The 12,071-nt window shown below is 60.6% G+C and carries 11 protein-coding genes; all 11 read right to left on the bottom strand.

Translation table 11 applies throughout. The annotated features are described in order from the left end of the window. Nucleotides 1-61: 61 nt before the first annotated feature. The 11 genes from OH764_RS34950 to OH764_RS34900 all read right to left on the bottom strand — a co-directional run bounded on the left by OH764_RS34950 (nucleotide 62) and on the right by OH764_RS34900 (nucleotide 12,067). Nucleotides 62-1,786 carry an ATP-dependent helicase gene (locus tag OH764_RS34950; RefSeq protein ID WP_498851517.1) on the bottom strand — a complete coding sequence of 575 codons (1,725 nt, stop codon included), beginning with the start codon at nucleotides 1,784-1,786 and terminating at the stop codon, nucleotides 62-64. 9 nt (nucleotides 1,787-1,795) lie between these two features. Further along, nucleotides 1,796-2,665 (bottom strand): ATPase, encoded by an 870-nt coding sequence (locus OH764_RS34945; RefSeq protein ID WP_498851516.1) that lies wholly within the window; start codon nucleotides 2,663-2,665, stop codon nucleotides 1,796-1,798. A 280-nt stretch (nucleotides 2,666-2,945) separates the two neighbouring features. Next, on the bottom strand, nucleotides 2,946-3,560 hold the full coding sequence (locus OH764_RS34940; RefSeq protein ID WP_498851515.1) for an IncC plasmid conjugative DNA transfer DtrJ family protein: 615 nt from the start codon (nucleotides 3,558-3,560) through the stop codon (nucleotides 2,946-2,948). Beyond that, a complete protein-coding gene (locus tag OH764_RS34935; RefSeq protein ID WP_498851514.1) occupies nucleotides 3,553-3,753 on the bottom strand; it encodes a hypothetical protein in 201 nt (66 codons plus the stop codon). The genes OH764_RS34940 and OH764_RS34935 overlap by 8 nt, the downstream gene beginning before the upstream one ends. Nucleotides 3,754-3,760: 7 nt before the next feature. Continuing rightward, nucleotides 3,761-4,279, bottom strand: a complete 519-nt coding sequence (locus OH764_RS34930; RefSeq protein WP_498851754.1) for a hypothetical protein — start codon at nucleotides 4,277-4,279, stop codon at nucleotides 3,761-3,763. A 10-nt stretch (nucleotides 4,280-4,289) separates the two neighbouring features. Further along, nucleotides 4,290-6,161, bottom strand: coding sequence for a P-loop NTPase family protein (gene traD, locus OH764_RS34925; protein ID WP_498851513.1), 1,872 nt, complete (start codon nucleotides 6,159-6,161; stop codon nucleotides 4,290-4,292). Beyond that, nucleotides 6,158-7,507 carry a TraI domain-containing protein gene (locus OH764_RS34920; protein WP_498851512.1) on the bottom strand — a complete coding sequence of 450 codons (1,350 nt, stop codon included), beginning with the start codon at nucleotides 7,505-7,507 and terminating at the stop codon, nucleotides 6,158-6,160. Before OH764_RS34920 ends, traD begins: the two co-directional genes overlap by 4 nt. Further along, nucleotides 7,504-8,550 (bottom strand): TrbL/VirB6 family protein, encoded by a 1,047-nt coding sequence (locus OH764_RS34915; RefSeq protein ID WP_498851511.1) that lies wholly within the window; start codon nucleotides 8,548-8,550, stop codon nucleotides 7,504-7,506. The genes OH764_RS34920 and OH764_RS34915 overlap by 4 nt, the downstream gene beginning before the upstream one ends. A 3-nt stretch (nucleotides 8,551-8,553) precedes the next feature. After that, nucleotides 8,554-9,318: a type VI secretion protein gene (locus OH764_RS34910; RefSeq protein WP_498851510.1), complete on the bottom strand. Its 765-nt coding sequence runs from the start codon at nucleotides 9,316-9,318 to the stop codon at nucleotides 8,554-8,556. A 29-nt stretch (nucleotides 9,319-9,347) separates the two neighbouring features. Next, on the bottom strand, nucleotides 9,348-11,810 hold the full coding sequence (locus tag OH764_RS34905; protein WP_498851509.1) for a VirB4 family type IV secretion system protein: 2,463 nt from the start codon (nucleotides 11,808-11,810) through the stop codon (nucleotides 9,348-9,350). After that, a complete protein-coding gene (locus OH764_RS34900; RefSeq protein ID WP_498851753.1) occupies nucleotides 11,804-12,067 on the bottom strand; it encodes a hypothetical protein in 264 nt (87 codons plus the stop codon). The genes OH764_RS34905 and OH764_RS34900 overlap by 7 nt, the downstream gene beginning before the upstream one ends. Nucleotides 12,068-12,071 lie beyond the last annotated feature (4 nt).

Here is a 12,071-nt window from a genome sequence, read left to right as displayed (position 1 = left end):
AAACGGTGGCGTGGCCACGGTGGAATTACGGCCTGCTAGCGCGCGGAACGCTTGTCCGCGTTCAGGCAGCTTGCGCGGGCCGCTCGATTTGGGCCTCAGCGACGAATCGCGAGGCAAAGTTTTTTGAGGTACCGGAAACCATGAGCGTCTCTCGAGCGCGGGTCATCGCGACGTAGAACAGTCGCCGCTCTTCGGGCTCCGTTGATTTCGGGTCGGGGACGATGGTGTCCTCGGATCGCGCGATCCAGACGTGGTCCCACTCAAGTCCCTTGGAACTGTGCATTGTCGTGAGCACAAGAGCGTCAGGTGCGGGCTCGTTGTTGTCCTGCCGCAAGAACAGCAGCCGCTCGGCGAAGGTGCCGCTCAGACGCGAGAGCACGTCATAGGTCGCCTGAATGGTGCGGACGCCGTTTTCCTTTTTCGTGTACTTGAGCATCCACTCGTTCACACCTGAAAGCACCAGCGAATAGAACTTCCGGTCGCACAGCCCGCGCCACTCGGCGAGCCGCTTCATGAATTCGCGGTAGTTCGTCGCTACGTCTTCCAGCATGCCGAGTTCAACGAGCTCCGCCCGCGGCTTCTGAACGAGTTCCGCGCCCATGCTCGCGTGCAGCGCTCGGAGATGGTCCGCATGCAGGCCCGAATGCGCCAGCACGGAATCAAGCCCCGTCGCCTTCACGCCTTCAATGATCTCCAGAAGATTGCACAGCAAAGCGCCCTCGGGGCGATTGAGGACCGATGCGCCCGACGCGCGGTGATACTTGACGCCGTAGGAGCGACAGACTGCCTCCAGCGGATCGAGGATGCGGTTGGTGCGAGCGAGGACCGCGCAGGTCTTCCCAGTTCGTAGCAGTGGCGCCAGCGCCTCGATGGCAGCTTCCGCTTCGAGATACTCGTCGGCGTGGCGGGACGCTTCAACGCGGCCGCCCGCGCCCTTCTCCGCCCGGAGCACTTTCGGGATGCGATCCGGATTGTTGCGGATTACCCGGTCGGCCGCCGCGAGGATCTCAGCGCGGCATCGATAGTTGCTGCCGAGCACGACCGGCTTTGCCTCGAATTCCTTGATGAAGGCTTCCATACCGCGGTAGCCGAGCGCCTCGCGGAAAGCGTAGATGCTCTGATCGTCGTCACCCACGACTGTCACGACCGAGCCTGCCTTCGCGTGAAGCTCGATCCAGCGGTATTGCAGCGGGTCCGTGTCCTGAAACTCGTCGACAAGCAAGTAGGTGAAGGGGTACGGCAGGATGGTGCCGTTCTGCATGCCCTCAACCGCAAGCCGCAGCATGTCCTGGAAATCGATCTTGCCGTTGCGCGCCAGCGCTTCCTGATAGGCGCTATACAACTGGCCGTCGGCGCTGTTGACGTCGCACCGGCCGAAATTCGTCTTGATCTTCTCGATCGTCGGGATGACGTCCTCGGCCTTTCCTTCAAGCCCAAGGTCCTGCATGACGCGGATCAGCAGTCCCAGTCTGTCGCCATCGCTTGCAATGTCGGGCGAGCGGCCGCCCGGACGCTGAAGCTGCTTGTACGCGAGTGAATGGAAAGTGCCTGCAATCAGGCGCTTTTTCACCGCCTTGCCTGCCACCGTCAGTATCCGTTCACGCAGCTCGAGCGCTGCATCTTTCGAGAATGTCACCGCGCCAACGACCGCCGCCCCTTCCTGCAGGAGTAGCGCGGCCTTGGTGGCGATTGTCTTCGTCTTGCCCGCGCCGGGGCATGCAATCGCCACGCAGTTCTGGCGCAACTGGGCGACTTCCCGCTGCTGCGGATTGAGTTCGTCCAGCATGACACCCCCTTACAGGCCGCGGACCGTGGTCATCAGGCGCAGGTGCGTCATGTAACCGCGAACGCCCAGCGGGTTCACCTTCTTCAGAAAGTGCACCGTTTCGTCATCGACGTCAGACTGGTCACGAATGCCGTTCCAGACCATGAAATCGAACTGATCCATCACCTTGTCGAACTTCATGATCGCCGACAGAACGCGCATCGAGAACCGCGAATACACCTCGACGGTCATGTCCAACGCCGGCATCGGGATCGACGGCTCAAACACAAACTCGCCGCCCTCGCGAAGCTCGGCCTCCTTCTTCTCGCGAAAGCCCACGGCCACGCGCAACGACTCTTCCACGTATTCTTCGATCGACTTGATCTGCTTTTCAAAGAAGTTGTTGACCGCGTTCTTGTCACCCTCACCGAATGTCGAGTCGCCGAAACGCTGCATGTTCACGCTCATGCGGTTAAGGTACGGCCACCATTGCTCGAACAGCGGCTTCAGGCGTGTGTGGTTCAGGCGGACCTGCGCCGGCACGACTGCGGCACCGGAAAGCTGACGCTCCATCAGCTGTCGGCCGAGTTCACGGCGGCGCCTGATGATGGCGATACGCTCGCTGGCCGGGAGGTCGCGGAACAGCTTGCGGGTCTTCTCGACCTCGGCTCGCTTCATGTTCGCGTCGTCGGGCGAAATGACACCTTCCTTCTGCAGGCGGTCCGCGTCCGCCGCCATCTGCGTCAACTCGCTCTCAATTTCGCGCTCGCCCTCGGCGGCGACGTCAGGGCCGCCCTCACCGCCAGCCTGCAATGCTTCAGCGTGGGCGGTCGCAGTTGCCGCCTGCGCATCTGCGGCAAGCGTGTTTTCCAGTTCGGTATCTACCACAGTGGTGCTCATGCCCGTTTCTCCTTGGTGGACCTGTGTCATTTCATCGTTGGTAATCGGGCGCGCGCATCGCGTCCCCACAACGCAATTGTTGCGGCGTCACCGGACCCGGAGCGCCAGAAACACGCGCTATTTCGGATGCCTTTATGGGTGAGCTCGCGCTTCCGCCCGCGATCGACGGGCAAACAAGGGCTACGGCTTGCGAGCGCGAGCCGGGAACACACGAGGAACGAAGAAGACGGACCGAGCGGAAGGGAAGGCAGGCGGGAGTTCCCACCTGCTTTGGGGTGAACTATCGGGCCGACTGGAACGACTCAGCCGCTTTCCAGAGCAGTGCGCCGAGCAGGGCGGCAACGGCAAGCCAGTATCCTGCAAGCACCGGAACTGGCGCGAGCAGCACGCCAAACAGCGTGCCGGTCACAATCAGCAGGCCATGACCTGCGAGATGGAAAGAAAGCGGGCTGACAAAGCCGGCAGCGGCCGCCTTGATTTTTCTACGTGCCGTGCCGTCGATAAACATGCCGAGCGCGAAACACAGCGTGCCCACGATCCACATCTTCATCACCATCGCACGGAACATCGCACGGTACGCGAGTAGCCAGAAGTTTTCTGTCCACGTGTGCGCGAAAGTTGACATCCCGCCGTCGTTCAGTCCGCCGACGTTGCCCGACGCGGCCAGCGTTCGATGCAGCAGACCGTTGTCGACGAACGAACGCTTGAACAGCTCGTTCGCCGAGCGCACCGCTGCATCTGCCCTTTCCTGCCCGACCGACGCGACAAGCGACTCGGTCTCAACGTCCGGCACTTCAAACAGCTTGCGGTCCGGGATCGCGGGCATCACGGCGATCGACAGGATGGGCACGAGAACAAACCAGACTTTCAGGTGCGATCCAAAACGGCTAGCCATGAACGAGCCTCACGATGGCGAGAAGCGGAATAGCAGCGATCGCCAGCAACCCACCCCAGAAAAGCTGCGGGCGATTCACTGCAATGGACGCCAAGGCGTAACACCGTGCGCCCGCGCCCCATGTGAACTCTTCCGGCGGCGTCGCATCGGGCTCGTCGAACGCGTCCGCCGTGTCGAGCGCGCGTCGCGCCACGTCGTAATCAACCCGGCACAACTTCGCTATTATCGTAGCGGTGAGCGACATCGTATTCCTCGAAGTAACGGCGGAACGCCTCGCCTTGCAGCACGCGCGACGCCAGTTGGAAAGCTGCGGTGCGTTCGGTGATGTGCTCCGGGCACCGCTCATCCACTACCTCCAGCTCGCTGTTGTGATGGCGTTCCTCGAACGCGGGAATCGGCTCCAGCATCGGCGACCAGACGCTGACCTTGTCGCCCCGGCGAGCCACGTAGCGGCGCGCATAGAGCGATTTGGCCGGCTCAAACAGCCCCTGTATGAAAGCCACATGCTGATCGCCTGTACGCTTTGCCCGCTTGAATGAGGCGAGTGCAGACTCGATCATTTCTGCCGCGAGCGGCCCTTTGTCTCCAACGAAGCGCTCCCCCACGAAATCGGCAACCCGCGAGCATGCAAGCTCCAGATCCGGCGCGACGTTGAAAATGGGGATAAGCTTGTGCGAGAGCTTGTGATCGCGAATGATGTTTTTGAAAACAGCGGACATATTGTGTAGTTCAGCCTTCAATAATAGGAATTCGGCCCTGGTAGACGGCACCGCCCGAGATGCGCATGAAATACTGCAGGTTCGGCAAACGATGAATGAGCGGCATCGGAATCAGTGGCACCTTCTCAAGCTGAAGCGTGCGTGACTGCGATCCACTGAATTCCATCGCATGAGACTCGGTCGTGGTGTTCGTGCTGTTCGAAATGTTCACCACCCGAATCGCTGTCTCCCCCACCTTGTCCGAGAACCACTTGGCGGTATCGCTATCTTCGAGTCTAAGGATGACCTGGTTGTTCAGGTTGCCCAAAACCTGCAGCATTTTGGCAGCGTTTCCGAGTTTGGCTTCAAGGTCGGCACGCGCCTGGAACGCGACAAACGCCTTGAACCCGGCGCCCCGCCCCTTGTTCAGGATCTGGATCACCTGTTCGTTGATCGCTTCCGCAATCTCGTCAATGATCAGAACGACATCAGGCTTTTCTGCGTAGAAGTTGTAGATTGAGCCGCAGACCGCCGCGACGTCGGAGAGAGCCATTGAGGCAATCGCTTTCTGGACAATGTTGTTCGATAGCGAGTCGAGGCCCATGTACAGCACGGCCTTTTGTTTGATGATCTTGTCGATGTCCCAGATCTCGCGCTCGTCGTCGAAGTCGTCGGCCTTCGGCGCCAGCATCAGCCCCGTCTCACCGGTGGCAAGCATCTGTAGCAGCGGGAGCGCCGACGCGATGATCCGCATGTAGTGCTCGCGGTCGTGGGTGTGCGTCGCGATCAGCCCGTCGATGGTTTCGTGCCCGCGGTCGTGCGAAGCGAACCGGTCCATGTAGAGCTTGGCCATTCCGTCGACGAGCGAAACGTCGTTCTTTCGAACCGAGTCCTTGACCGTCTGCGCGACCGTCAACTCCTCCCAGTTCGCCAGTCCGTTTTCGAGGAAGAAGCGGCGCAGCGAGCGATCCAGCAGAGTACCGATGCCAGACTGCGCGTATTTCAGGATCGAGCGCAGATTAGGCTTGTCACCCACGTACAGCTCCCCCTTCACCGCACGGTCAATGAAAAGGAACGCGAAGTCGCGGAACGGCCCCTCTTCCATCAACTGCGCGATGCGCGACGGGATTTCTGACGGCTGGGACCAGTTCTCAAGCGGATTGAGACGGATAGACTCGTGCGGCTTGGCCTGATTGAAGTACAGGAACTTGCGACCAGCGCGTGCGCACTCTTTCTCAACGCGTTTCTTCCAGTCGTCGTCGTTTTTAGGGTCGACGATGATCAGAACGTCTTTCGGGTTGTGGATGACCTGCGTCGAAATCACCTCATACGTGCGGGTCTTGCCCGCGCCGGTCGTGCCGCCAACGAGCGTGTGTCCGCCCATCGCCTTGTAGTGGAACGGCACGCGGACCTTTTTCGGCTCCATGCCATGAATCCACGACGAGCCCTGCGGCATGCGATCACGGATGCTGTCGCGCGGCGCGAAAAGCCGCTCAATGCGCGCTTCGGTCTTCCTTCCGAGTTCCGTCTTGTTCAGCCACTTCGGCAACGACGGGATGTCCGTCACGGGCATGCGAAGGATGTCATGCGCGATCTGTGTGTGCTTCTGGGTCCATTCGAAGCCCGTCCCCAGATACATCGAGTCCTCACGCTCGCGCATCTTGCGCTGCAACTCCAGCAGCTTGCCAATGTGAATCTTGCTAAGCCACTTCGTTGAGATCGCCATCCGAAAACTGAGCGCCCGCCACACCTGAACCGCACGAACCGCGAGCATCGCGAAACATGCGAGCGCGAACGCCCATCCATAGGGCATGCCCGATGCGAAGATGCCCGCGATTGCGACCGGCCAGACGATCAGCGGCCGAAATTCGTAGATTGGCCGGAAATGGTTTATGTAGTTCATGCGGGCCGCTCCATAATCAGGCGGCCAGCACGTTCGACGATGCATATGTCGTTGCCGGCCGCGCGCAAAAGAAGCGTGCGCTTCCTTAGCTGCTCAACAAGGGTGTCACTCGTTATTCCGTAGCCTCCGATCAGACGCTTCTGCACGGCCAGTCCCTTTTCTTCCCACGTCACCTTGGCTCTCCCTGTTGCAACGTCGCCCGCGAGCGCGCGGAAGAACTCCCGCAGCATCGCGGACCCCGGACCCAGAATTTCCGTTAGCTCCTCCTCCGTGGGTCCCGCGCGCGTTTGACGCGAAGCTGAGGGAATCCCCCCGGAGATCTGCGAGGGGTCAACCGCAGCTGTGGGGGTGACCACCTGTTCAACGGGCCCAGTGGCGGCCGCGCTGGCGGTCTGGGCTTCACTGCGCTCCAATGCATCGAGCAACGACTGGGAAAACTGCGGACCGTCCGCTACCGCGCCAGGAGCCGTAGCGGCGGGTGCTGGCGGTAGTGCTGTCGGCGGAGCGTCGGTCAAACTGGCTAACGTCGTCGCCGCCGCGGAAGTCGCGACCGCTGTGCCTGCCTGTTCGAGTGGCGCCGCAACAGGCGCGACCTGCGGCTGAAGCTCCAGCGCTACGTGCACTGCTGACGGCACATCAAACTTCACAGGGGCGAAGACCCCGCGCTGCGCTTTTCGCTCAAACTCGACCGAGACATCCATCGCCTGGCGCACCACCTTGTGCACCAATGCTTCGAAGCCCTGCGGACTCTTTTCCGGATTGATGGCGCCGAAGAGATCGGCCAGCACGGCGTTATCAAGCCCCGACAGCAGTTCGGGCGTGATAACGGTCTGCGCGAACATTGCCGTACGCATGCGCTCGCCCTTGAGCGGCGCAGCGCGGCGCTGCACGAGGTAGTCGCCCTCGCCGATCCAGTTGCCGAAAGCGCCATGTGCCGCCGGGCTCCATGGCGTGCGGTCGGCAACCCGCACAAACTCGAAGTGCCTGCATGGCTCGTCGAGCGACGAACAGGCTGCAGCAAGGAAAACCGCATAGATGTATTGCGGCTCCAGCTTGCGGCGTTTGTCCGACGTCATGTCGGCTGCGAACTTTTGCCCGCCCGCGAGGCGCATCGCGTAGAAGGTCGATTCGATGGTCGCGCGGAAAGCGCCACCCGGCTCCGCGTGCAGCTCCGGCGTAAGCGGCATGGACGAAAACCACGCGGCGCACCGGCGCAGGACCGAAAGCCATTTCCGCTCGAACTCGGCTTCCGTGCTCTCGTTGGCGCACTGCCGTACGAGCTCGATCCGCTTCGCGTGGGTATTCAGCAAGTCGTTCACGACAGCCGGGCGATGGGAGGTGGTCATGGAATGAAGCTCCGGGCGAGCTTGAGCGCACCGGTACCGGTCGCGCCAGCGCCACTGCCAAACATACCAGCGAGCTTCGGAATTTCAAACGACAGCAGCAGAATGAAAACGGCAAGATCGAATGCGTACGCGCCGGTCGCCGTTGCGCCGCTGGCATTCGTCGCCCTTTGGACCGCGGTCGAGATATTGGAACCGAGCAGCTTGATCAAAACCGCGACCATGACAATGTACATGCCAGAATGGATCATCCAGTCGAGCCATTTCATGAAGTAGTTTCGTGTGTAGCTCGAAAATCCAAGCGCAATCGCGATCGGCCCGAGAACGATCCCCACTGCCGCCTGAATCTGGCCGACTGCGCTGAAATAGGCAAAGACGATCGAGGCGATCAGTATGACGACGAAAGCCAGGAAGAGTCCGATAGCATCGACCACGGTCCCGGTCAGATCCGTAAGGAGCTTGATGCTGATGAAGCGGGTTTTCACGGTATCGAACATCGTGCCAGCCAGGGTCGCCATCTGCGTCGGAATGCTGTTACTGGACCCGCCCGATATGTGCGTCGCGAGCTGCTCGAACCACGTCCAGAACCCGGCTGCTGACGTGGAATAGCCCAGGTACAGCGCGACGAAGATGCCCAGCACCGCCACCTCTTCGAACAGGTTGACCCATGCCGAAATCGGATGATGCGTTCCAGAAAAACGGACGCCCACGAGGACAAGCGAGATGACGCCCAGCCCCCACGCAAACTTGTTCGCTTCGTCCATCACGCTTGCGCTCGCCGCCACAGCAGCGGGAATGATGCCTCCAAGCAGGCCCTGAATCTGGCTGACAGCGTCGGTCGATCCCTTGCCAAAATCGCCGTCGGCGCTTGTCAGGGGCTTCGCGCTCGTCGACGATCCCGTATCTGGGGAACCGGTCGACATCGTCGATCCGTCCGGAAGAGTCATGTTGTCGTCTGCAAAGGCAGGGGGCGCGGCGAGTGCCAGGATCAGCAGGCAGACACCCAGCATCAGACCGCGCAGACGCTCAGGAAAAAGTTTGGCCACGGTTCACTGCCCCAGCACTTTCGAAGAGCCGATCGTCGCATCGTAGGCCGCGCGCTGTTGATCGAGCTTTGCCTGCAGGGCCGCTTTGGCCGTGTTGCTCGCCTGGTCGCTCGACGTCTTTTGCGCCTGAACGACGCTATCCGCCTGCTGCTTTGACGCCATCATCTGCAACATGTCGCTGTTCTGGCTCGCGACAATGTCCAGCAGGTGCGTCGTGAGTTGCGCGGTCGCTTCCGCAGTCGGCGACATGTTCAGCTGGTCCTGAATTTCCTGGCGGCGCTTGGCAAGCGTGCTCACGTGCGAGATGACGTCGTTGCCCATCTGGAACAACTGCTTGGCTGTCTTGTCGTTGTTGGCGATGAGCGTGCTCTGGTCAGAGAACCACTGCGCCGGCGTCTTGCCCGATTGCGTAATGAGCGACTGAACCTTCGTCGCGTATTCCGCGTTTGACTGCAGACCACCGTACAGCGACTTCAGCGTGTCGGTGTACTTCGACAGACTGCTGATGTCGTTCGTGATCGAGGTCGCCTGTGCGAGCATCGCCGACGGATTGAGGTTCGTAGCCTGCTTCAGCTGGTTCAGCATCATCTGATACTGATACATGATGTTGGTGTCCTGATACACCTCGCCCTTGACCGCGCCAATCGCGGTCATCGTGTTCTGGATCAGGTTCGTCGGATCAATGACCGCAAGCTGCGCGTGGCCCTGTTGAATCAGGCCGAAGGTCAGCGCGGCCGTCGCCGCGACAGTACGGAGCAGTGTTTTCATGGTGAGGGTTTCCAGGAGGAAGACTGACGTTATGCATTCGCGAGGACGTCGCGCACGTACGCGTCCTGCCAGTTGTCGACGCCCGACTTTACGTGCTTGTCGAGAATCGCCTGTGCGCGACCGTCGGATCGGAGGTAGGCAAGCGATTCCTTCGGAAAGCTCGCCTGCAGCATGCGCGATTGTGTCGACGTCACCCACAGGTAATCGCGGTTGGGCACCGCGTTCGAAATCATCCTGATCTGGTGCTCGGTCAGGCCGAAGATGTCCCGGTACAGCGTCTGGTTGTTGATCGCGTCGCTGTTGGGCAGATAGATAATGTTCGGAATGTTTTCCTTCATGATCTCGAAGTTCGCGACGCGTGCCAGCTGACCAAGCGATTGCGTAGCCATCAGCAGCGCTGCATTCAGCTTCCGGATGGTCACTGCCCAGATCTCGAGCCGCGCGTAGAACTTCGGATAGGTGAAGAAAAACCCGGCCTCTTCAATCTCGATCACGGTGTAGCGTTTGCCGTCGAGAATCTGCGCGATCCGATAGAACGCGTAATCCATGAACAGAGCAGCGGCCACCGGGAAGTTCTGGAAAAGGTCGCCCATCTCGATCGAAAGGTCGTCGGAAAGTGCGAACCCGTCGTCGACATGGTCGAAGAACCTGCCGTTTTTCTGCCCTTCCGTCCAGACGGCCAGCCGCTCGCGCAACTCAGAAGGCAGCAGGGTGATGAGCCCAGATAGACGCCACTTCTCGCGCGGAAATGCGGTCGCAAGCGTTCGGATACGAGCGTAGATATCGGTTTCCTGTTGAGGTGTGCACGTGTAATCCTCGCCCTCGATAACGAGCTTGACCCACTCAGCCACGTACGGCCAGTGCTTCTCTTCGCCGATAAGGGACAGCGGATTGACGGACGTTGCCGCCTCGAAGCGGCCCGTCGCGTCGATGAACCGTCCGCCGCCAAGCAACGTCGGGATGCGGGTTGAGCGGTCCTTGTCGAACCGGATGCGGCGCGCGCCATGTCGGCCGGTTTGCGACATCAGGTAGTTCAGCAGCACGGATTTACCCGCGCCAATTGGGCCAACCACTAGCAAGTGAGCTTTGCCGCCCGGGTGATGGAGGTCAACGTTCTGCAACGTGCGATGACGCGTGGGCAGACACGTGAGCGGTCCCGTCTTCTTCCCGGACTGCTGTGTCAGCCATTCGTTGACGGTGGATCCTTCGCCGACACTGCACAGCGGCGCAATGTCCGAGACTGCCGGCGTTTCAACGAACTGCAGGCGCTTTTGCTGGTCCCAGCGCCCTGGCAACGTCGAACTCCAGGCCGCGAAAAGGTTGTCTTTCTCGGCAATGACGCCGAATCCCGCATTGCCGATGACACCGACGACCTGGCGGGTCGAGTCTTCACATTCTTCGGGGGTGCTGCCGTAGACGATGATCGAGATATTTGCGAAGCCGTACTGCTGGCCTTCTGCCTCTAGCTTTGCGAGTGCCTCGCTCGCCTCCTTCGCCAGTTGCTCACGGCCTTCGTCGTTTTTCTGCTCTTCCTTCGTGGCCCACTGCTTGATGATCGCGACCGGGTTGAAAGCTGCGGCCTTGTAGAAGCCTCGGATCTTGCGGATGTACGCGCTCGCGCGCGAGGTGTCGAGGAAGCGGAACATCACACAAACGTCGAGTTCCGCATCGACCTGCGACAGCACATCGAGCGCCGCCTCCTGAAAGCCCATCCATTCCTTCACACCGATGATTCGCGCATACACCTTGCCGTGAGCCGACTCGAACATCAGTTGCTCGGCGCCGATGGTGACCTGCGTTTCCGTCAGGTGTGTGTCCAGCATCGTGACCGGATAGCGCATGCGACGCTTCGGCGTACTCGGATTTGCACGCTGATGCAAGAACGAAAGGGCGTTCTGCAGTTGTAGCCGTTTCATTTTCAGGCGAGTGACACCGCCCGTAAAACCGTCGATGACCGCTTCGAAGCGCTTGATCTCGTTTTGCAGCTTGGTGAGGTCAAATACGAAGGCGCTCCTGGCGAGCAGCATGTCCTTGGCGGCCTCAAACATCGCGACGGCTACGTTCTTGCCGCCAACGGTCATGTGATAGCCGATTTTGTCGAAGACCCGAGAGAGGCCTGTCTCTGGCGTGAACGCAAGTGCGAGCGAATGCGAGTTGCGGAAGTACTTCCCGCTACCGATGTTCGCCCGATTGACCGCATCGACTCGCGCATCCGCCTCGTTGCCGAACTCGCCGTCAATGCCGCCCCGGATACGACGGTGGGAAACCCGCCACCACGCGGTGACACGGTGGTCGAAATTGCGGCACGCGTGATCGAGGTTGTCGCGCGCCGCGGTGATGTCGCCCGGGTTCGGTGTGTCTGCGTCGATGCCATCGAACTCAAACACGGTGACGAGCGAGCCATCTTTGTCGAGCACTAGCTCGGGCGTGACGAGCGTCATCCACGGCGCAATTTCCTGCACCGCGCGCTTGGTGAACGGCATTTTCAGCATGGGAGGTCCTGATCGAAGCCGTAGGGGCGCTTGAAGCGCGCACTGAACCTGCCGTGTGGCTCAGGCGCATACACATCGGGGTAGCGGTTATAGATGAGCATCACCATCCGCCACCACGGATCTTTCGAGCTACGCCACCGAAGGTAAAAGTGTGCAATCACACCCAGTGCAAGGAACGACGGTGTCCAGCTCGTATAGGTGAGCAGTGCCGTCAGGGTGCCGTTGAGAATCGCCAGCATCCGGTCTGCCCCGCCCATCTGG

The sequence above is a fragment of the Burkholderia sp. M6-3 genome (genome assembly GCF_050858985.1).
Classification (GTDB): domain Bacteria; phylum Pseudomonadota; class Gammaproteobacteria; order Burkholderiales; family Burkholderiaceae; genus Paraburkholderia; species Paraburkholderia caledonica.
Note: the sequence above shows the minus strand (reverse complement) of the source record. Positions and strands in the feature narration are given on the sequence as shown.

Bases quoted from the DNA above. Each gene is read 5' to 3' on its own strand.
- OH764_RS34940 (WP_498851515.1), bottom strand. From the start codon at position 3,560: ATGGCTAGCCGTTTTGGATCGCACCTGAAAGTCTGGTTTGTTCTCGTG.
- traD (WP_498851513.1), bottom strand. From the start codon at position 6,161: ATGAACTACATAAACCATTTCCGGCCAATCTACGAATTTCGGCCGCTG.
- OH764_RS34945 (WP_498851516.1), bottom strand. From the start codon at position 2,665: ATGAGCACCACTGTGGTAGATACCGAACTGGAAAACACGCTTGCCGCA.
- OH764_RS34930 (WP_498851754.1), bottom strand. From the start codon at position 4,279: ATGTCCGCTGTTTTCAAAAACATCATTCGCGATCACAAGCTCTCGCAC.
- OH764_RS34950 (WP_498851517.1), bottom strand. From the start codon at position 1,786: ATGCTGGACGAACTCAATCCGCAGCAGCGGGAAGTCGCCCAGTTGCGC.
- OH764_RS34900 (WP_498851753.1), bottom strand. From the start codon at position 12,067: ATGGGCGGGGCAGACCGGATGCTGGCGATTCTCAACGGCACCCTGACG.
- OH764_RS34910 (WP_498851510.1), bottom strand. From the start codon at position 9,318: ATGAAAACACTGCTCCGTACTGTCGCGGCGACGGCCGCGCTGACCTTC.
- OH764_RS34920 (WP_498851512.1), bottom strand. From the start codon at position 7,507: ATGACCACCTCCCATCGCCCGGCTGTCGTGAACGACTTGCTGAATACC.
- OH764_RS34905 (WP_498851509.1), bottom strand. From the start codon at position 11,810: ATGCTGAAAATGCCGTTCACCAAGCGCGCGGTGCAGGAAATTGCGCCG.